21 protein-coding genes are annotated in these 18,307 nt (G+C 64.6%); 6 read left to right on the top strand and 15 right to left on the bottom strand.

What is annotated here, in order from left to right:
• Positions 1-116 precede the first annotated feature (116 nt).
• The 12 genes from EL388_RS06390 to EL388_RS06335 all read right to left on the bottom strand — a co-directional run bounded on the left by EL388_RS06390 (position 117) and on the right by EL388_RS06335 (position 12,224).
• Positions 117-1,115, bottom strand: a complete 999-nt coding sequence (locus tag EL388_RS06390; RefSeq protein ID WP_126461267.1) for a flagellin N-terminal helical domain-containing protein — start codon at positions 1,113-1,115, stop codon at positions 117-119.
• An 8-nt stretch (positions 1,116-1,123) separates the two neighbouring features.
• A complete protein-coding gene (flgK, locus tag EL388_RS06385) occupies positions 1,124-3,049 on the bottom strand; it encodes a flagellar hook-associated protein FlgK (RefSeq protein ID WP_165919166.1) in 1,926 nt (641 codons plus the stop codon).
• A gap of 52 nt (positions 3,050-3,101) precedes the next feature.
• The gene (flgJ, locus tag EL388_RS06380) at positions 3,102-4,061 is read right to left on the bottom strand and encodes a flagellar assembly peptidoglycan hydrolase FlgJ (RefSeq protein ID WP_126461262.1); all 960 of its coding nucleotides are present in this window, start codon (positions 4,059-4,061) and stop codon (positions 3,102-3,104) included.
• Positions 4,061-5,158 (bottom strand): flagellar basal body P-ring protein FlgI, encoded by a 1,098-nt coding sequence (locus tag EL388_RS06375; protein ID WP_126461259.1) that lies wholly within the window; start codon positions 5,156-5,158, stop codon positions 4,061-4,063. Before EL388_RS06375 ends, flgJ begins: the two co-directional genes overlap by 1 nt.
• 10 nt (positions 5,159-5,168) lie before the next feature.
• Positions 5,169-5,849 carry a flagellar basal body L-ring protein FlgH gene (locus EL388_RS06370; RefSeq protein WP_232019199.1) on the bottom strand — a complete coding sequence of 227 codons (681 nt, stop codon included), beginning with the start codon at positions 5,847-5,849 and terminating at the stop codon, positions 5,169-5,171.
• 227 nt (positions 5,850-6,076) lie between these two features.
• Positions 6,077-6,859: a flagellar basal-body rod protein FlgG gene (gene flgG, locus EL388_RS06365; protein ID WP_126461252.1), complete on the bottom strand. Its 783-nt coding sequence runs from the start codon at positions 6,857-6,859 to the stop codon at positions 6,077-6,079.
• An 11-nt stretch (positions 6,860-6,870) separates the two neighbouring features.
• Complete coding sequence (gene flgF / locus EL388_RS06360) at positions 6,871-7,608, bottom strand: flagellar basal-body rod protein FlgF (RefSeq protein ID WP_126461249.1); 738 nt, start codon at positions 7,606-7,608, stop codon at positions 6,871-6,873.
• A 70-nt stretch (positions 7,609-7,678) separates the two neighbouring features.
• The gene (flgE, locus tag EL388_RS06355; RefSeq protein WP_126461248.1) at positions 7,679-8,932 is read right to left on the bottom strand and encodes a flagellar hook protein FlgE; all 1,254 of its coding nucleotides are present in this window, start codon (positions 8,930-8,932) and stop codon (positions 7,679-7,681) included.
• Positions 8,933-8,943: 11 nt separating this feature from the next.
• Complete coding sequence (locus tag EL388_RS06350) at positions 8,944-9,621, bottom strand: flagellar hook assembly protein FlgD (protein ID WP_126461245.1); 678 nt, start codon at positions 9,619-9,621, stop codon at positions 8,944-8,946.
• 13 nt (positions 9,622-9,634) lie between these two features.
• On the bottom strand, positions 9,635-10,048 hold the full coding sequence (flgC, locus tag EL388_RS06345) for a flagellar basal body rod protein FlgC (protein ID WP_126461243.1): 414 nt from the start codon (positions 10,046-10,048) through the stop codon (positions 9,635-9,637).
• Complete coding sequence (flgB, locus tag EL388_RS06340; RefSeq protein WP_126461238.1) at positions 10,048-10,455, bottom strand: flagellar basal body rod protein FlgB; 408 nt, start codon at positions 10,453-10,455, stop codon at positions 10,048-10,050. Before flgB ends, flgC begins: the two co-directional genes overlap by 1 nt.
• 158 nt (positions 10,456-10,613) lie before the next feature.
• Positions 10,614-12,224, bottom strand: a complete 1,611-nt coding sequence (locus EL388_RS06335) for a GGDEF domain-containing protein (protein WP_126461235.1) — start codon at positions 12,222-12,224, stop codon at positions 10,614-10,616.
• A gap of 56 nt (positions 12,225-12,280) precedes the next feature.
• On the opposite strand from EL388_RS06335, the gene flgA reads away from it, so the two are divergent.
• The 4 genes from flgA to EL388_RS06315 all read left to right on the top strand — a co-directional run bounded on the left by flgA (position 12,281) and on the right by EL388_RS06315 (position 14,041).
• Positions 12,281-12,988 (top strand): flagellar basal body P-ring formation chaperone FlgA, encoded by a 708-nt coding sequence (gene flgA / locus EL388_RS06330; RefSeq protein ID WP_165919167.1) that lies wholly within the window; start codon positions 12,281-12,283, stop codon positions 12,986-12,988.
• Positions 12,989-13,059: 71 nt separating this feature from the next.
• Complete coding sequence (gene flgM / locus EL388_RS06325) at positions 13,060-13,371, top strand: flagellar biosynthesis anti-sigma factor FlgM (RefSeq protein ID WP_165919168.1); 312 nt, start codon at positions 13,060-13,062, stop codon at positions 13,369-13,371.
• Entirely contained in the window at positions 13,371-13,829 is a 459-nt protein-coding gene (locus EL388_RS06320; protein WP_126461226.1) for a flagella synthesis protein FlgN, read from the top strand. Before flgM ends, EL388_RS06320 begins: the two co-directional genes overlap by 1 nt.
• Positions 13,830-13,831: 2 nt before the next feature.
• Positions 13,832-14,041, top strand: coding sequence for a heavy-metal-associated domain-containing protein (locus EL388_RS06315; RefSeq protein WP_126461223.1), 210 nt, complete (start codon positions 13,832-13,834; stop codon positions 14,039-14,041).
• 27 nt (positions 14,042-14,068) lie between these two features.
• Here EL388_RS06315 and dnaQ read toward each other — a convergent pair whose 3' ends face one another.
• From dnaQ to EL388_RS06300, 3 genes are read right to left on the bottom strand one after another with little or no spacing between them, the layout of a single operon-like run.
• Positions 14,069-14,749, bottom strand: a complete 681-nt coding sequence (gene dnaQ / locus EL388_RS06310) for a DNA polymerase III subunit epsilon (protein WP_126461220.1) — start codon at positions 14,747-14,749, stop codon at positions 14,069-14,071.
• The gene (gene rnhA / locus EL388_RS06305; protein WP_126461217.1) at positions 14,749-15,189 is read right to left on the bottom strand and encodes a ribonuclease HI; all 441 of its coding nucleotides are present in this window, start codon (positions 15,187-15,189) and stop codon (positions 14,749-14,751) included. Before rnhA ends, dnaQ begins: the two co-directional genes overlap by 1 nt.
• Before the next feature lie 10 nt (positions 15,190-15,199).
• Positions 15,200-15,913: a class I SAM-dependent methyltransferase gene (locus EL388_RS06300; protein ID WP_126461214.1), complete on the bottom strand. Its 714-nt coding sequence runs from the start codon at positions 15,911-15,913 to the stop codon at positions 15,200-15,202.
• A 151-nt stretch (positions 15,914-16,064) separates the two neighbouring features.
• On the opposite strand from EL388_RS06300, the gene gloB reads away from it, so the two are divergent.
• Both gloB and EL388_RS06290 read left to right on the top strand, forming a co-directional pair.
• Positions 16,065-16,829: a hydroxyacylglutathione hydrolase gene (gene gloB, locus EL388_RS06295; RefSeq protein ID WP_126461211.1), complete on the top strand. Its 765-nt coding sequence runs from the start codon at positions 16,065-16,067 to the stop codon at positions 16,827-16,829.
• A gap of 167 nt (positions 16,830-16,996) precedes the next feature.
• A complete protein-coding gene (locus EL388_RS06290; RefSeq protein ID WP_126461208.1) occupies positions 16,997-18,307 on the top strand; it encodes a transglycosylase SLT domain-containing protein in 1,311 nt (436 codons plus the stop codon).

Here is an 18,307-nt window from a genome sequence, read left to right as displayed (position 1 = left end):
ATCCAGCGCCATCAACCCTGATCAGCCCGGAAACCGCGTCAGGTTTCGGATCAATAACAATCAAACCTCGGCGCGTTATTGAGTGGAAATTCAAGTTCTTGAATTTCCACTCAATATTAGAGGTAATCGAACAGATTGGAACCGGTGGTACGAACGAAGGCCCGCTGCGCTGCCTCCAGCGCGGTCTGCCGGCTTTGCAGCTCGACGATGGCCTCGGCCTGGTCGAGCTGGTTCAGGTTGGACAGCACGTCCAGGTCGAGATTGAGATAGGCCTTGGTCGTCTTCTGCGCGGTGCCGACGTCGAGTTGGGCGCCGACGATCCGGTTCTCCACCACGCCCACCTGGTTCAGCACGGTGTCGAGGTTGGCCAGGGCGGTATCGACATCGGCCTGCGACAGGGTGAAGGCGTCGCCGACGTCGCCGGCAAAGTTCGGATCGGTCTCCGGGTCGCTGCCGGCCACGTCGACCATCTGCTTGAGGTTATACAAGGTCTCGAAGATGTTGCCGAACACGCCGGGCCCCAGGTCGCTGACCTGGACTTGGTGGCCGGGCTCGATCTCGATGAAGTTCTCACCCGAGGTGGCACCCTGGTACTTCACCACCTGGGTGTAGCTGGCCGGAAACGGCGTCGGCGGCGGCGGCGCGGCACCAGCGGCCGGTGTAGGCACCACGGTGACATAGGGCTGCACCTTGGCGTTGTCGCCGGCGAAGATGTAGTTGCCGTCGGAGTCCTGGGTGTTGGCCAGGGAATAGAGCCGGTCGAAGGCCGCCTTGAGCTGGCCGGCGGCCTGGTAGAGCAGGTTCTGGTCTTGGTTGGCCACAATCGACACGATGGTGGCGCGGGCATCGGTCAGGGCACGGCGAATCTCGGCGACGGTGACGCTCTCGAACTTCAGGGCCAGTTCGGCCTTGAGTTGGTTCTCGACATACTGGCTGCGCGCCGCCGCGCTGTCGGACAGGCGCAGGGCCTGACTGGCGGCCACAGGGGCATCCGATGGTTGCAGCATCTTCTTGCCGCTGGCGATCTTCTGGTTGATCTTGGCTATGTCCGCCTGCTGCTGCCCCATCGAGAGGATGCTGGATTCGTAGAAAGACAGGCTACCGATACGCATCATTCACCTCCTCAGCGCACGACATTGAGCAATTCGTCAAACAGGCTGTTCGAAGTCTGGATGCTCTTCGCCGCCGCCTGATAGGCCTGTTGGAACTGGATCAGCTTGGCCGCCTCTTCGTCCAGATTGACCCCGGAAATGCTGTCGCGCTGGGTCTTCACATCGTTGAGCAGGGTCTTGTTGGTCTCCGACGACAGCTTGGCATCGCTGGCCTGGCTGGCCACATAGTTGACCAGCTTGTTGTAGGCGCTGCTGAAGGTGAAGCCGCCCTCGACATTGGCGCTGTTCGACTGGGCCGCGGCCAACTGCAGGCCGATGGTGTTGTCGCCGGTGGCCTGGAACTTGACACTGTAGGTGTCGCCCACCTGCGGCGGCGCCGGCGCGGTGGCGCCGTCGGTGATCTGCACGGTCCAGCCGTTGTAGCTGATGTTGTTGCCGGAGGCGTAGGCCTGGCCGGCAGCCAGGGTGGTGCCCGTGGTGTCGTCGATCACGTCGTAAGTGGCCGGCGCGGTGAAGACAATGCGAACGCTGTGCAGCAAGGCCGCGTTGTAGGGCGGGCCGGCGAAGGTAGGCGCGCTGACGGTAGCGCTGCTGGCGTTGCCGATCGCCACGATCGAGGTCGGCGCCGGCTGTGCTGCCGCCACCTGGCTGGGCTGCGTGATGGCCATGGCCAGACTGCGTGCGCTGTCGTGGGTGGGCCGGATCAGCCAGCTCTCGCCCGCGGCCGGCACGCCGGCACCGACGGCCAGGGTGAAGCCCTGGCTGGTGCTGCCGAAGGTGGTCACCGCGGCCAGGGTGCCGGTGGCGCTCATGCCGTCCGACAGCCGGGTAAGGGTATAGTTGGCGCCGTCATAGCTCAGGATGTAGTCGCTGTCGGTCAGCAGGTTGGCATTGGCCGGCGGGATGGTCACGGTGATGCTGGCTGCGGTGCTGCCGAGATTCAGCGCCTGCTGGGTCGGCGTCACCGAGAAGAAGTTCTGGTTGACGTTGCCGTTGAGGTCGGCACCGTCGTTGTGAATCTCGTTGATCTCGGTGGCCATGACATAGGCCAGACGGTCTACTGCGGTCTGGGTCGGCTTCAGCACCTCCTCGCGGAAGGCCAGCAGGCCGCCCAGGGCGCCGCCGGTGATCACGCTGGTGTCCATGCCCGGCAGAGTGGTCGCGCCCGATTGGATGGCCGGCAGCAGGTTCTCCGGGTCGCTCGCATTGGGAGTGGTGGTCAGGGTGGTGGCGGTCGAGCCGAGCACCAGGGCCTGGCCATTGCCGATGAACACGCTGCTCTGGCCGTTCTCATCGAGCACGGTGATGTTGATCAGCTTGCTCATGTCCTCCAGCAGGCGCGACCGGGTATCCATCAGGTCGTTTGCCGGCTGCTGGCTGGAGGCCTGGAAGGCGGTGATCTGCTTGTTGATCGTGGCAATCTGGCCGGCCAGGCGATTGATCTCTTCGACCGTCGCCCTCACTTCGGCGTTGATGTTGGCCCGCACCGAAGCCAAGTAGTCCTCGACGGCATTGAACCGGTTGACCAGGCTGTTGCCGGCGGAGATCAGCGACTGCCGGGCGGCGGTGGAGGTCGGCGCGTTGGCCACCTCGTTCGCCGCGGCGAAGAAGTTCTGGATGGTGCCGCTCAGGCCGGAGTTGGTGTCGCCCAGCATCTTGTCCATCGTGCCGGCATGGATCGCATAGTTGCCGTAACGCTCGGCCAGGGACTGGGTGGCCAGCACCTCCGATTCCAGGAACTGGTTGTAGATGCCGCGCACGGTCTCGACGTGGACGCCGGCGCCGAGGAAGCCGCTGCCGTTGAAGGCCGGCGTGTTGGTGCCGTAGACCACCTCGCGACGGTGGTAACCCACGGTGTTGACGTTGGCAATGTTGTTCTGCGCGTTCTGCAGGCCGGCGCGGGCCGCGTCCAGGGCGGTGAGTGCAGTGTTAATCAAGCCTATCGCCATGTGTCATCCCTGCCATGTCGGTGGTTGTTCAATCCGGCACCTATGCCAGTTGCGAAATCAGTTGCTGCAGCTTCGCGCCGTAGCGGGGGTCGGTGGCATAGCCCCCCTGCTGCAGCCCCTCGGCGAAGGCCTTGGCATCGCCGCCCAGAGCGCCGGCATAGCGGCCCTGCATCAGGCCGGCGTAGTCGTCGAAGGCCTCGGCGTAGCTGCTGTAGGCGCGGAAGCGCTCGACCTGCTTGACCGGCAGGCCGTAGCGGTACTCGGTGGTGGTGACCTCGGCCGCTTCACCCGTCCAGCGGCCACCGGCCTTGATGCCGAACAGGTTGTGGCTGGGGCGGCCATCGGGCCGGGTGATCTCGCGCTTGCCCCAGCCGGATTCGAGGGCGGCATGGGCCAGGATGTATTCGGCCGGCACGCCGAGCCTGGCCGCGGCGGCCTCGGCATGGGGGTGCAGGCGATCGAGAAAGGCCTGGCGGGCCGTTTCTCCCCCCTCTCCCGGGAGAGGGGACGGGGGCGAGGGAATGGCCTGGCCAGCAGGCAAATCGGCTGCCATGCTCTCTTGCGCACCACTGCCCTCACCCCTACCCCTCTCCCGGAGGGAGAGGGGTATTGGATTGGCCACCGGGATGCCGCCGGCCGGCGGCTGGACGGCCTGGCCGTTCGCGTACTGCACGGCCAACTCTCCCTGCGCCTTGAGCTGCTTGTACATCATGTCGGCAAAGCCCAGACCCCTGCCGTCGCCGATCTTGCGCGCCCACTGCTGGTCGAGCAGCTCGCGGTAGAGCTGAACGGTCTGGCTGCCGAAGGGGTCGGCATCCTTGTCGATGAACCGCGTTTCGCGCATGGTCTTGAGCATGATGTTGACCATCATCGACTCGAATTCCTTGGTCGCCGCGCGCAAGGCCGCATCGTCGCCGGCGCGCGCCTTGGCTCGCAGGGCGGCGGCGCTGTTGACGTCGACGGCCAGGCGATCGGCGAGCGCGGGCGTGGTCGGCAGCATCAGATGATCTCCAGCTCGGCCTTCAAGGCCCCGGCCGCCTTCATCGCCTGCAGGATGGCGAGCAGGTCCTGCGGGGTGGCGCCGACGGCGTTGAGTGCCTTGACCACATCGCCCAGGGTGGCGGCGGCCGGCATCACCACCAGTTCGCCCTTGTCCTTGGTGATCTGGATGTCGGCCTTCTGGGTGACCACGGTCTGGCCGCCGGACAGCGCGCCGGGCTGGCTGACCTGGGGCTCGGCGGTGATGGTGACTGCGAGGTTGCCGTGGGCCACCGCACATTTTTCCAGGGCCACCAGCTGGTTCATCACCACCGAGCCGGTACGGGCGTTGATGATGACCTTGGGCGAGGCCTGGCCCGGGTTGAGCTGGATGTTCTCCAGCTGCGACAGGAAGGCGACCCGCTTGTTGATGTCGGCCGGGGCGCGCACCTGGATCATGCGGCCGTCCAGGGCCTGGGCGCTGCCGCGGCCGAAGGCGCGGTCCAGGGCCTCGGTCACCCGGCTGGCCGTGGTGAAATCGGTCTCGCGCAGCTCCAGGGTGATGAACTCGCCCTGGCCCAGCGCGGTCTGCACCGCCCGCTCGACCGTGGCACCGGCCGGGATGCGGCCGGACAAGAGGTGGTTGATCTGCTGGCTGCTGCCGCCGGCAGCGGCACCGGCGCCGCCGACCAGCATGTTGCCCTGGGCGATGGCGTAGATCTGGCCGTCGGCGCCCTTGAGCGGGGTCATCAACAGGGTACCGCCGCGCAGGCTCTTGGCGTTGCCCATGGAGGAGACGGTGACGTCCAGGGTCTGGCCGGGCTTGGCGAAGGGTGGCAGGGTCGCGGTGACCATGACCGCGGCGACGTTCTTCAGCTGCTGGCTGGTACCCGCCGGGACGTTGACCCCCAGTTGGCCGAGCATGGACATCAGACTCTGGATGGTGAACGGGGTCGAGGTGGTCTGGTCACCGGTGCCATCGAGGCCAACCACCAGGCCGTAGCCGACCAGCTGGTTCTGGCGCACGCCGGCAACGCTGGCGATGTCCTTGATCCGCTCGGCCTGAACGCCGGAGGCGAAGAGACCGAGTACGAGGGCGAGCAGGAGAGTTCGGGCCATGATGCGCTCCTCAGAAGGGGACCAGGGTGAGGAAGAAGCGGGCAAACATGCTGGCCAGCTGCGCCTGATCCAGGCCCTGCGAGTTCTTCGACTCGATCTGGGCATCGGCCAGTTGGGTCGAGTTGATGCTGTTGGTCGAGCTCAGATAGGCCGGATTGACCACACCGGTGAGCCGGATGTAGTCGGTGTCGTTGTTGACCGCGAGCTGCTTCTCGCCCGAAACGCGCAGGTTGCCATTGGGCAGCACCTCGATCACGGTGACGGTGATGGCGCCGCTGAAGCTGTTGCTGTTGCTGTCGTTGTCCTTGAACGCCTGGTTGGTCTGCGAGCTCGGGTTCCAGGTTGTCGCGCCCACGCCGAGGACCTGCGGCGTCTTGTTGAACACACGAGGGACCGGCACGTTGATGTCGGCCGAGGCGCTGCGGTCTTCGGCGGTCTCCGACTTGCGGGTGGCGGAGGTTTTTTCCACCAGGTTCACGGTGAGGGTGTCGCCGACGTGACGGGCACGCCGATCCTCGAACAGGGCCAGGCCGCGACCGGGCTGGAAGATGGAGCCGTTGTTCTCGATCACCGTCGATTTCGCCGGCGGCGGCGCGGTCAAGGGCTGCTTGATGTTGGTCGAGGGCACGGTGTTGCAGCCAGCCAGCAAGGCTGCGGCTGCCAGCAGGGCGGATCGGATGCCAGGTTTCATGTTCATGCCCCTCATTTCCCTTTCTAGGTACTGAACTACATAGGCCTGCCCCAGATAGAGCAAAGACCGTGCCAGTATCGAAAAGGCTTGGTAGATGGGGGGTTAGCTTGCGACCGGGGTCTGGGATGGCAGAGGCTGCCGGCGGGGCGGCAAGTTTTGCCGCTGCCACGAAATCAAGGCCGGGTCAGCTTGGCCGCCCCGGCCTTGAAAACAGTGATGCCGTGCGATTACAGCTGGGTCAGCCGTTGCAGCATCTGGTCCGAGGTTGATATCGCCCGCGAGTTCAACTCGTAGGCCCGCTGCGACACGATCATGTTGACCAGTTCCTCCGCCACGTTGACGTTGGAAGTCTCGATCATGGCCTGGTTGAGCAGTCCGAGGCCGTTGGTGCCCGGGATGTTGGGCTGTGGCGCGCCCGAGGCCGCAGTTTCGGCAAACAGGTTCTCGCCCAGGCTCTGCAGGCCGGCCGGGTTGATGAAGCTGGCCAGTTGCAGCTGACCGATGTTGTTCGGGGTGTTGCTGCCGGCCTGGACCACCGATACCGTGCCGTCGCGGCCGATGGTGACGGTGACCATGTCGGCCGGGAAGGTGATGTTGGGCTGCACCGGATAACCGCTGGCAGTGACCAAGGTGCCCTGGCTGTCGATCTGGAACGAGCCGTCGCGGGTGTAGGCAGTAGTGCCGTCCGGCATCAGCACCTGGAAAAAGCCCTTGCCGTTGATCGCCATATCGAAGGGGTTGCCGGTGGCCTGCAGGTTGCCTTGGGCAAACAGGCGTTCGGTGGCCACGGTTTGCACGCCTAGGCCGATTTGCAGGCCGCTGGGCAGTTGGGTCTGCTGGGTCGACTGCGCGCCGGGCTGGCGGATGACCTGGTAGAGCAGGTCCTCGAAGATGGCGCGGCTCTTCTTGAAACCGCTGGTGGCAACGTTGGCCAAATTGTTGGAGATGACGTCCAGCTGTGTCTGCTGGGCATCCATGCCGGTGCGGGCAATGTGGAGGGAACGCATCATGATTCAGATCCTCAGGCAGACAGGCTCAGCAGTTTGGTGGCGCTGCGATCGTTATCTTCAGCGGTGCGCAGCACGCGCATTTGCAACTCGAACTGGCGCGACAGCTCGATCATGTTGACCAGCGCCTTGCTTGGGTTGACGTTGCTCATCTCCAGGGCGCCGGTGGCGAGGCCGACATTGGCATCGGCCGGTGCCACGCCGCCCCCGCGCAGGCGGAACAGACCGTCCTCGCCGCGCAACAGGTCTGCTGCCGGCGGGTTGACCAGCTTGATCCTGCCGGCCTCGGCCACGGCCGCCTGACCCGGAATAAAGGTGGAGATGGTGCCATCCTTGCCGATGGCGATTTCCTGGTCGGCCGGCACCGTGATCGGGCCGCCGTCGCCCAGCACATTGAGACCACTGGCCGTTTGCAGCACGCCATCGGGGCTCAGCTCGAGCTGGCCGGCGCGGGTGTAGGCCTCCTGGCCATCCGGCCCCTGCACCGCGATCCAGCCGGGGCCGCGCACGGCGATGTCCATCGTCCGGCCGGTCTGCTGGATGCCGCCAGCGCTGAAATCGGTGCTGGGACTGGTGTCCGCGACGAAGGCGCGGGTCTTCTCCCCCTCGCCTACCACGGGCAAGGCGCGGAACACGTTGCTCTGCGCCTTGTAGCCGTGGGTCGAGACGTTGGCCAGGTTGTGCGCCGTGGCGGCGTGCTGCAGGGTCACCTGCTTGGCGCCGGTCATGGCGAGGTAGATCACTCGGTCCATCGTCACTCCTGTTCGACCTATGCCGGGCTTCTGCCCGGCGCTTCACCCGGAAGGGTGGTCTACTGCTGCCTTATCTCAGGTTGACCAAGGTCTGCAGGATCTGGTCCTGCGCCCGGATGGTCTGGGCGTTGGCCTGGTAGAGACGCTGCGCCACGATAAGGTTGACCAGCTCGCCGGTGAGGTCGACGTTGGCATCCTCGGTGGCACCGGCCTGAACCGCGCCGGCGATACCCACACCCGGGGTGTTCAGCACCTCGCTGCCGGTCTCGCTGATCGCCGCCCACTGGTTGTTGCCCAGCGGCACCAGGGCATTGGGGTTGCGGAAGTTGGCCAGCACCAGTTGCTGCAACGGCCGGGTCAGGCCGTTGGTGTAACGGCCGTTGACGATGCCGTTCTCGTCGATGGTGACACCGATCACCCGGCCGCGGGCATAGCCATCCTGCGACACCGCGGTCACGCCGGAATCGCCGGCGTACTGGGTGGTGCCGGTGAAGTCGAAGGCAATCGCCAAATCCTGGGCCGGGGCGACAGCAAAGGGCTGGTTGCTGGTCGTGGCGGTAGCCGGCGTCAGGGTGCCCGTGTTGTCGAACACCAGGTCGTGATAAACGGGGGCACCCGCAGCACCCAAGTCGAGCTGGCTGCCATTGACATAGGCGTACACCGACCAGGTGCTGGTGGTCGCCGTATCGGCGGTGTTGAGGTAGTAAAGGGTCAGTTGGTGATCGACGCCCAGGCTGTCATAGATGGTGAAGGTACTGGAGAAGTTGTAGGTGCTCGCCGTATTCGGGTCGAAGCCGGCGATGGTCTTGAGTGAAACCCCGGCATCCAGGTTCAGCACCAGATCCATGGAGCTGGTCGCCTGCGGCTGCAGGTCGTTCAAGTCGATCTGGATGTTGCCCAGGTTGGCAGCGCCGATGACGTTATTGTTCACATCCAGGGTCAGGTCGGTGTAGCCCATGACGTTGAGACCGGTGTTGGTGATCAGGTAGCCATCCTTGTCCAGATGGAACTGGCCGTTGCGGCTGTAGGTGACGGCGCCCCGGTCGTTCAGGCGGAAGAAGCCGTCGCCGTTGATCGCCACGTCGAGCGGGTTGTTGGTGAGCGAGATGTTGCCCTGGGTGAACTGCTGGGCGACGTTCAGCACCTGGGTGCCGATACCGACCTGGATGCCGCCGGCACCGTAGAGCGAGCTGGCGTAGACGTCGGCGAACTCGGCCCGGCTCTGCTTGAAGCCGGCCGTGGCGACGTTGGCGATATTGTTGCCGATCACATCCAGGTTCTTGGTGGCACCGGCCAGACCGCTCAAACCCTGCTGGAAGCTCATCTACGTTCTCCTTAGAAAATCTGCCGTACTTGGTCGAGCTGGCGGATACCCAGGCTCGCCGTATCCAGCTCGACCTTGCCGTTGCTCAGCACCACGCTGCGCACGCCGGTCAGGGCCAGCGGCGTGGCGTCGACGAAGTTGCCGGCGCGCTCGGCCTCGACCACGAACCAGTAGTTGCCGTCAGCCACTGCCTGGCCGTTGTTGTCCAGGCCATCCCAACCGAACTTGACCATGCCCGCATCCTGCTGGCCCAGCGCCAGGGAGCGCAGCTCGATGCCGTTGCTGTCCTGGATCTTGACCACGACCTTGTCGGCACCCGACTTCAGTTCGAAGGCGGCGGCCCCCAGGCCGCCATTGAGGTCGATGGTGTCGCCCTCGGTCAGCACGGTGCGGCCGATCAGCGCGGCGGCCTGCATGGTCTGGCTGGCCTGGTAGCCGGCAAGCAGGCTGTCCAGGCTGGTGTTCAGCTTGGTGATGCCCTCCACCGTCGACATCTGCGCCAGCTGCGAGGTCAGCTCGGCGTTCTCCATGGGGTTCATCGGATCCTGGTTCTGCAGCTGCGTGGTCAGCAGCTTGAGGAACCTGTCCTGCATGTCGGTGACCTGATTGGCGGTCGCCTTCTTCGTGGTCTGGCCGTTGATCGAATCGATCAGGCTGGCGTAGCTGGTCTGGGTGTTGGTCACAGCCATGGCTCAATCCCCCTTAGCTTTGCAGCAGCGCCAAGGTGCGCTGGGTCAATTCTTTCGCCGTGGACATCATCTCGGCGTTGGTCTGGTAGGAACGCGAGGCGGAGATCATGTTGACCATCTCCTCCACCGCATCGACATTGGGGTAGGACACATAGCCCTTGGCATCGGCCAGGGGATGGGTCGGGTCGTAGACCTGCCGGGCGGGCGCCTTGTCCTCGACCACCTCCTTCACCCGCACGCCCTGGGCGTAGCCGGCACCGACGGCCACCGGCACCGCCTCGAATACGACCTGCTTGGCCTTGTAGCCTTCGCCAGTCGAGGAATGGGCGGAATCGACGTTGGCCAGGTTGCTGGCCACGGCGTTCAGCCGCATGGACTGGGCAGTGAGGGCCGAGGCGGCGATCTGGAAGACGTTCAGCATGGACATCAGCGGCTCTCCAGCGCGGAGGAAATGGTGCGGAAGGTACCGCGGGCACGTTCCAGCAGGAACTGGTAGTGGATGGCGTTCTCGGCGAAGTGGCCGCGCTCGATGTCGGTGTCCACCGTGTTGCCGTCGAGGCTGGGCTGCAGGACGGTGCGGTACTTGGCCTCGGCCAGGCCGCCTACGCTGCCGGCGGACTTGTCGATATGGCCGGCGGCGGTCCGGCTCAGGGCCAGCGGACCGCCGGCGGCACCCATGGCCGAGCGCAAGGCGGACTGGAAATCGATGTCGCGTGCCTTGTAGTTCGGCGTATCGGCATTGGCGATGTTGGCTGCCAAGAGCTCCTGCCGCCGGGCCCGCAGGTCCAAGGCGTTCTGTACAAAGGCAAGTTCTCGGTCGAGTTTTCCAAGCATGGCGCGGTTCCTTTCGCGCTTCTAATTAGCAAACCTCGTGCCAAGAACAAAAAATACAGCCTATGTGTTTGTATTTATTGGGTTCGGCTGTTTTTGTCGACTAACCGACAGGCCGCGGGGCGGCAAGCGGGCTGGCCACCGGCGGCAATTCTTGCCGGCTAACCGCGTTCGACCCGATTCCGCCCCTTGGCCTTGGCTTGGTACATGGCTTGGTCGGCCCGCCGAATCCAGAGGTCGCGTTCTTCGCCAGCCTGGCGCTGGGCGACTCCGGCGCTGAAGGTGATCAGGATGCGCTGGTTGTCATGCAGGAAGAAGGTCTTGGTCAGCTCGCGCTGCAGCCGCTGCATCACCTTCTCCGCCTCGGCCAGGTCGGTATTGGGCAGCATGATCAGGAATTCCTCGCCGCCCCAGCGGCCCAGCGAGTCGGACGGCCGCAGCAGCTGCCGGGTCACCTTGGACAGATGGACCAGGGCCTGGTCGCCGGCCTGGTGGCCGTAGCTGTCGTTGATCTTCTTGAAGTGGTCGATGTCGAGCAGGGCCAGCGACAAGGGCGCGGCCATGCGCTCGGCGCGGGCCAGTTCCCGCGCCATCGCCTCCTCCATGCCGCGCCGGTTGAGGGCGCCGGTCAGCTGGTCTTCCCGGACCAGGTTGGCGACTTCCTGCAATTCCCGTTCGAGCTCATGTATCCGTTCGTCCGCCTGCTCCACCTGCCGCCTGGCATCCAGCAGCTCGCCGTGGGTCTGCCGCATCTGGTCGCGCATGCGGCCCATCTCGGCAGTCAGTCCCTCCATGACCTCGTTCAACTCGGCCAGGTCGTCGGCGGCGGCGATCCGGTCGGCATAGCCCTGGATGCGGTCCTGCTGCTCGCCGGTGGCATCGGTCAGCTCGCCGACCCGGTCGACGAAGGTGGAGATCAGGCCCTTCAAGCGCGATTTCGCCTCTCGCAGGTTGTCCTGCAGGGCCTTCTGCCGGTTGACCACCTCTTCCAGGGTGCGTTCGGCATCGAACAAGCTGTAGTAATTGAGCTGGCCACCGACCATGGCGTGGATGGCCGTGACCTGGTTCTGCACCCAAGGGTCGTCGGCGAACATGTCGCCGACGTTGCGGAAAAGCAAGGCGACCACGCGTTTGAGGCCCTCGAGCAGTTCGACATTGTCTTCGGCTCGGACGATGAACTCGCGCCAGAGATGGCCCAGGTCGGCGATATGGCGCTCGGCCAGCTGCCACTGCGCCGCCTCGACCTCGGCCACGAGCGAGCGGGCACGCTGGGCGAGATCCGGCCACAGGACCTCGCAACCACCGATGAACAGCTCGACGTTATCGGCAAAGGCGCGACCCAATTCGGCCAGGGGGCGGCCGGCCGGCGCTGCGACCTCGGTCGTAGCGGCCCTCTCCTCCTCCGCCTCGGCAGCCTCGGCCGGGACCTCACCCTCTTCACCTTCCAATACCTTGCGCGACTCCGGCGATTCTGACCACGACCGGACCAAAGCGGTGATCTTCTCGTGCAATTCATTCGGCTGGTTGCCGAAATTGATCAGCACCCGCTCGACCATCTCCTTCTTTTTCTTTTGCGACAGCCCGACATGGCGGATATCCCACTGGCTAAGCAGGGAACGGATCGCCTCCGGCCAGGGCGCGGCTTTCACCTCCTCGCCCGAGACCTCGGCATAGGCCCGGCGGTAATTGTCCGGCGTCGGCGGCAGCTTGCGCTGCGACAGCCATTTCAGCGCCTCGCGGGCAATGTCGGTTGGTTGGGATGGATGTTCCATGGACGGCACCGTATCCTAGAGGCGTTGATTCTATTCCGAATACATTCGATCCCAATATGGTGGTTTTACTACGTAGGTCTACCCAAGCGCTGCTCCTGTGCTGCCTGGCCACACCCGCATCGGCCGAGCCGCCGGCCCAGTCGCTGGAGGCCATGACCCAGGCGGCGGTGCGTTATCTCGAGACGGAGATCCAGCGGCAATATCCGGAACTGAAGGCCAAGGCGAACGTGCGCCAACCCGATCCCCGGCTGCGCTTTCCCGCCTGCACGCAGATGCAGTTCGCCCTGGCCCCGGGTTCCGAGCTGCAGGGGGGGGGCAGCCTCGGTGTCCGCTGCGAGAGCCCCTACGCCTGGTCGCTTTACCTGGGCTATCGCATCGACCTCCGGGGCCCGGTGCTGGTGACCACCCGGCCGATCGCGGCGAGGGAGATTCTGAAGGCGCGTGACGTGGAAAACCGTGAGATCGAACTGGCCGTCGCGCCTGGCCAGTATCTGCGCCAGCCCCCGCAGGCGGTCGGAATGCTGGCCAAGCAGCCGCTCAAGGCCGGCCAGCCCCTGACTTACGCCCTGCTGGCCAAGCCCATGGCCATCAAGGCCGGCCAGAAGGTCCGCATCGTGGTCCAACACCCCGACTTCAGCATCAGCCAGGAATGCACCGCCCTATCCAATGCCAACGTCGGCGACCTGGTCCGCTGCAAGGTGCCCAGCGGCCGCATCGTGCAGGGCACAGCCACCGAGTCGGGTGTGCTCCAGATCAAACCCTAAACCAATCATGCAGTTGTGCCGATAATGAGGTAGAGTAAAGGTACATGAGTCCAGCAGTCGGGAGTCCGGATATGAAAATCGATAGCACCCTCGCCAAAGTCGGCCAGTTACGCCCGGAAGAGAACAAGGCGCGTCGCCCGGAAACCGCACCCAGCACCCCAGCCCAACCCGCCAAGGCCGATGCCAGCATCGACCTGACCCGCACCTCGACCCGCTTGCAGCAACTGGAGAGCCAGCTCGCCAGCATCCCGGAAATCGACATGGGCAAGGTCGAGACGGTCCGCCAGGCCATCGCCGACGGCAAGTTCGACGTCAACGAGGATGCTATCGCCGAAAAGCTGCTGAACAATGTAGTCGAGGGATTGAAGCAACAAGTCAAGTGATGTCGGCCATCGCCAACCAGGTCAAGGACCTCGCCGCCCATCTCGGCCTTTTCGTCACCCTGCTCGAACGCGAACACGCCGCCCTGACGGCCAAGGCGCTCGACGACCTGAACAGCATCATCGAAGAAAAAAACCGCCTGGCCGGCCTGCTCGGCAACCAGTGGTCGAATCTGCGCAGCAGCCTCGGCCTCAAGCAAGCCTTGCCGGTCGACTTGAAAGCCGCCCTGACCGCACGCGGCGAACAGGCGGCGCTGAAGGATGGCCAACTCATAGGCCAGTTGAGCGAGCGGGCCCGCGACCTGAACCAGCGCAACGGCGCCCTCATCCGCGAGCAGCTGCGCCAGACCAACAAGGCCATCGACATCCTGCAAACCATGTCGCGGCAGAACGCGACCTACGGCCCGGACGGCCTGTCCCATGGCGGGCTGGCCTACAGCCGGACCATCGACAAGGCATGACCATGAACACGATCACCCTGATTGTCAGCGGCATGAGTTGCATGGGCTGCGTGAACAGCGTGAAGAACCTGCTCGGCGCCGTTGATGGCGTACAGAACGTGGAGATCGACGTGGCCAGCGGCCGGGTCGAGATTCAGTACGACGCCACCCGCGGCAACGTCGACGCCATGCGCCAGGCGATCGAAGACGGTGGCTACAAGGTCGTCGCTTAAGCCCCTATCTCAGGCCGTGCCAACTCCTCACCACTCGACCGCCGCACCGCTTTCCTTGGCCAGCCCGGCCAAGTAAGCCGTGTGCGCCGCCAGTTCCTCGGCGCTCGGCGCCAGCACCCGCACCGATACCCCCGCTTTCAGGGTGCGATCGAAACCCGCCCTGCCCCCCACGCTCTCGATGCCAAGCGATTCCTGACCCCGGGTCATCGCCAGATAGACCTCGGCCAAGAGCTGCGCGTCGAGCAAGGCGCCGTGGTAGGCCCGGTTCGAGTTGTCCACGTCATAGCGCCGGCAGAGTGCATCCAAGTTGTTCTTCTGGCCCGGGTGCAGGTCCTTGGCCAACTTGAGCGTATCCAGGACGCCGGCGCAGCTCGACTCCAGTGCCGGCCGGTCGATCAGACGCAACTCGGCATTGAGGAAGCCCATGTCGAACGGGGCGTTATGAATGACCAGCTCGGCGCCGCCGACGAAGTCCAGTAGATCCGCCACCACGTCGGGGAAACGCGGCTTGTCGGCAAGAAACTCGTTGGTCAGGCCATGCACGGCGATGGCGCCGGCGTCGATCTCGCGATCCGGATTGAGATAGACATGGAAATTGCGGCCGGTGACCTGGCGGTTGACGATCTCCAGGGCGCCGATCTCGATGATGCGGTGCCCCTGGGCCGGATCCAGGCCCGTGGTTTCGGTGTCCAGCACGATCTTGCGCATTACGCCCTCCCCAACCCTTTCAACACGCCCTGATTGGCCAAGGCATCCGCGCGCTCGTTCTCTGGATGCCCGGCATGGCCCCTGACCCAGAACCACTCGACCTCGTGCTCGGCGACGGCTCGATCCAGGGCCTGCCAGAGGTCCTGGTTCTTCACCGGCTTGCCCTCGCTGGTCTTCCAGCCGCGGCGGCGCCAGTTGGCCAGCCATTCCGAGATGCCCTTCTTCACATACTGCGAATCGGTGTGCACCCGCACCTTGCAGGCGCGCTTCAGGGCCCGCAGGCCCTCGATCACCGCGGTCAGTTCCATGCGGTTGTTGGTCGTCTCCGGCTCGCCGCCGCAGAGTTCCTTCTCGTGATCGCCAAAGCGCAGCAAGGCACCCCAGCCGCCGGGGCCGGGGTTGCCCTTGCAGGCCCCGTCGGTATACAGATCCACCACCATTTCTTCTCTCTCAGTCAATGCGACCCCGCTGCGCGGTCGTCTTGGGCAGGGAGCGCGCGATCGCCGCGCCGGGCCGCCAGGCCTCGCCCCATTTCGGGGTCAACAGGCGCATGCCCGGCGTGCGCTTGATCGCGTGGATTGCATAAACACCGCCGCCCAGGGCCCACCAGCGATCGCCCGCCGCCTCCAGGAAACGGAAGCGGTGCAGCCATTTCGCCTGGTTGACCGGCGGCGCATAACACATCATCCGGCCGGCCTGGAGTTCGAAACCCAGCAGCGCCAGCCAGTCCTTCAAACGGTTCAGGTGCAAAAAGCGGCCATGCCAGGGATAGTCGCCGCGCCGCTGCCTCAGCAGACGGCTGGCGCCCCACAAACTGAAGGGATTGAAGCCGCTGATCAGCAGATGCCCCTCCGGTCGCAACGCCCGCTCCGCCTCACGCAGGACCTGATGCGGATTGCTGCTGAATTCAAGGACATGCGGCAGCGCCAGCAAGTCCAGGCTGTGGCCGGCGACCGGCAAGGCATCCTGCCGGCAATGCAGTTGCCCCTCGGCCAGATCGCTGCAAAAACGGTAAGGCATCCGATTGGCCCGCAGCAGATCGATCCAGCACTGGCCCGCCTGCATGGCATTGAAGCCGAAGAGGTCGACACAGGTCTGGTCGAACCAGGCCTGTTCCTTGGCCAGGACGTAACTGCCTAACTCGCTCTCGAACCAATCACGCATGGTCAAGGCCAACAACGCAAAAAGGTACTCCCCCTCCTGTTCGGGCGGCAGAGGGTCGAGAAAGGTCGTGAAGCATGACACGTCGTGCCTGATAGTGCATCGATCTTCCTGTCCGTTGACGGCCATCCCGCTCGCTCGCGACAATGGCCGGATGCTGAGGCTTGAAGCGATTCCGGCTCTGAAGGACAACTACATCTGGGCCCTGGCCAAAGGCCGTTACTGCGTCGTGGTCGACCCTGGCGAAGCCGCGCCTATTCTATCGTGGATGACCGCCCGTGATCTGCGCCTGGCAGCCATTCTGATCACCCATCATCACGGCGACCACATCGGTGGCGTGGCCGGCCTGCTGCAACACGCGCCGGTGCCGGTCTATGGCCCGGCCCGCGAGCGCATCGCCTGTGTCGATCAGCCCTTGGTCGATGGCGCCCGCCTCGAGCTGGCCGGGATCGACGCCAGTTTCGAGGTCCTGGAAGTGCCCGGGCACACCCTGGGCCACCTTGCCTATTTCGGCGAAGGCCTGCTGTTCTGCGGCGACACCCTGTTCGCCTGTGGCTGCGGCCGCCTGTTCGAAGGCACGCCGGCGCAAATGCATGCCTCGTTGCAGCGCCTGGCCAGGCTGCCTGGGGACACCCGCGTCTGCTGCACTCACGAATACACCCTGAGCAACATCTCCTTCGCCCTCAGCGTCGACCCCGACAATGCCGCCCTGCGCGAACGCGCGCTGCGCGAGCAGGCCAAGCGCGATCGAGGCCTGCCCACCCTGCCCTCGACCCTGGATCTGGAATTGGCGACCAATCCCTTCCTGCGCTGCCACACCCCTGCCCTGCGGCTGGCGGCCGAGGCCCATGCCGGCCGGCCGCTCAAATCCGAGGCCGAGGTCCTGGGTGTTGTACGAGAGATGAAAAACCATTTCTAACAAGCAATTAGGCGCCGCATTTTCTGGACTGAGTTAAAAATCAGATGCAACCATGCGTTTGTCGTGGACATTAAAATTCAACGATAATCGTGAATTTGCGGATAGGGCCTCCAAGGCCGATTTTTAAACAAGTGCCCAGAAAAGTAGCGTTTGCCCGCGGGGCCGGCTTGTGGCTGGCATTGGCCCTCGGGTTGCTCCTGCCGCGACCTGGCCATCCGGCCGAGAGCCCCGCTGTTCCGATTGCCTCCGAACTCAAGATCAGCTATTCGCTGGCGCATCCCTCGCGCCTGAACGAGCCTGGCAGCGAGGCCGATCTTTGGCAGCGCATCCGCAATGGCCTGGCCATGGCCGATACCAGTCCCGAGCTGGTTCAAGTTCACGAAGACTGGTTCGCCAACCGGCCGGCCTACCTCAACCGTACCGTCGAGCGCAGCCGGCTCTATCTCTTCCATATCGTAGAGGAAGTGGAAAAGCGCGGCATGCCGATGGAAATCGCCCTGCTACCCATGATCGAGTCGGCCTACAACCCCTTGGCGGTATCACCGCAAAAGGCCTCGGGCATCTGGCAGTTCATCCCCTCGACCGGCCGTATCTATGGCCTCAAGCAGAATTCCTGGTACGACGGTCGCAAGGACGTGCTGGCCGCGACCGATGCCGCCCTCGACTATCTGCAGCAGCTCTACGGCATGTTCGGCGACTGGCAGCTGGCCCTGGCCGCCTACAACTGCGGCGAAGGCTGCGTCGGCCGGGCGATCGCCCGCAACAAGGCGAAGGGACTGGATACCGACTACGCCAGCCTGAAGCTGCCGACCGAGACCCGTCACTATGTGCCCAAGCTCCTTGCCGTGCGCAATATCGTGCGCGACCCGGCCCGTTACGGGATCACGCTCGATAGCATCGCCAACGAGCCCTATTTCATGCAGGTCATGCTCAACCAGCCGATGGAGGCGCGCTATGCCGCCAAGCTGGCCGAGATGAACCTGGACGACTTCATTTCGCTCAATCCGGGCTATCAGCGCAAGGTGATCCACACCGATACCCCCGGCATGCTGCTGCTGCCGGCTGACAAGGTGGAGACCTTCCACCACAATCTCCAGCGCATCGGTGACCGACATCAACTCCAGGAATACCGGGCCAAGCGCGGAGAGGTCGCCAGCAAGATCGCCGCCAAGTTCGGCGTCACCCTGGCCTGGCTGAAGGAACACAACCCGCTCAAGCTCTGGCGCGGCAAGGTCGCCAACAGCCAGACCCTGGTGGTGCCGGCACCGGCGGGCAAGGCCGCCACGCAGCCGAAGAAAAAGGCCGAAGTCGTGCAAGAGCCGCAGCTGCACACCCACACCGTGCGCAAGGGGGATACCCTGAGCGAACTCGCCCGGCGCTACAACGTCTCGGTCTCGGACATCCGCGAACACAACCAGACCCTGGCGGACAAGCTGCGCCCCGGCGACAAGATCGCCATCCCCGTTTCCGAAGGCTGA

The organism is Sulfuritortus calidifontis (assembly GCF_003967275.1).
Lineage (GTDB): Bacteria > Pseudomonadota > Gammaproteobacteria > Burkholderiales > Thiobacillaceae > Sulfuritortus > Sulfuritortus calidifontis.
Note: the sequence above shows the minus strand (reverse complement) of the source record. Positions and strands in the feature narration are given on the sequence as shown.

Bases quoted from the DNA above. Each gene is read 5' to 3' on its own strand.
- EL388_RS06315 (WP_126461223.1), top strand. From the start codon at position 13,832: ATGAACACGATCACCCTGATTGTCAGCGGCATGAGTTGCATGGGCTGC.
- gloB (WP_126461211.1), top strand. From the start codon at position 16,065: ATGCTGAGGCTTGAAGCGATTCCGGCTCTGAAGGACAACTACATCTGG.
- flgC (WP_126461243.1), bottom strand. From the start codon at position 10,048: ATGTCCATGCTGAACGTCTTCCAGATCGCCGCCTCGGCCCTCACTGCC.
- flgF (WP_126461249.1), bottom strand. From the start codon at position 7,608: ATGGACCGAGTGATCTACCTCGCCATGACCGGCGCCAAGCAGGTGACC.
- flgA (WP_165919167.1), top strand. From the start codon at position 12,281: ATGGTGGTTTTACTACGTAGGTCTACCCAAGCGCTGCTCCTGTGCTGC.
- EL388_RS06375 (WP_126461259.1), bottom strand. From the start codon at position 5,158: ATGGCCCGAACTCTCCTGCTCGCCCTCGTACTCGGTCTCTTCGCCTCC.
- flgG (WP_126461252.1), bottom strand. From the start codon at position 6,859: ATGATGCGTTCCCTCCACATTGCCCGCACCGGCATGGATGCCCAGCAG.
- flgJ (WP_126461262.1), bottom strand. From the start codon at position 4,061: ATGCTGCCGACCACGCCCGCGCTCGCCGATCGCCTGGCCGTCGACGTC.
- flgE (WP_126461248.1), bottom strand. From the start codon at position 8,932: ATGAGCTTCCAGCAGGGTTTGAGCGGTCTGGCCGGTGCCACCAAGAAC.
- EL388_RS06300 (WP_126461214.1), bottom strand. From the start codon at position 15,913: ATGCGTGATTGGTTCGAGAGCGAGTTAGGCAGTTACGTCCTGGCCAAG.
- rnhA (WP_126461217.1), bottom strand. From the start codon at position 15,189: ATGGTGGTGGATCTGTATACCGACGGGGCCTGCAAGGGCAACCCCGGC.
- EL388_RS06320 (WP_126461226.1), top strand. From the start codon at position 13,371: ATGTCGGCCATCGCCAACCAGGTCAAGGACCTCGCCGCCCATCTCGGC.
- dnaQ (WP_126461220.1), bottom strand. From the start codon at position 14,749: ATGCGCAAGATCGTGCTGGACACCGAAACCACGGGCCTGGATCCGGCC.
- EL388_RS06390 (WP_126461267.1), bottom strand. From the start codon at position 1,115: ATGATGCGTATCGGTAGCCTGTCTTTCTACGAATCCAGCATCCTCTCG.
- EL388_RS06335 (WP_126461235.1), bottom strand. From the start codon at position 12,224: ATGGAACATCCATCCCAACCAACCGACATTGCCCGCGAGGCGCTGAAA.
- flgM (WP_165919168.1), top strand. From the start codon at position 13,060: ATGAAAATCGATAGCACCCTCGCCAAAGTCGGCCAGTTACGCCCGGAA.
- EL388_RS06350 (WP_126461245.1), bottom strand. From the start codon at position 9,621: ATGGCTGTGACCAACACCCAGACCAGCTACGCCAGCCTGATCGATTCG.
- flgB (WP_126461238.1), bottom strand. From the start codon at position 10,455: ATGCTTGGAAAACTCGACCGAGAACTTGCCTTTGTACAGAACGCCTTG.
- EL388_RS06370 (WP_232019199.1), bottom strand. From the start codon at position 5,849: ATGAAACCTGGCATCCGATCCGCCCTGCTGGCAGCCGCAGCCTTGCTG.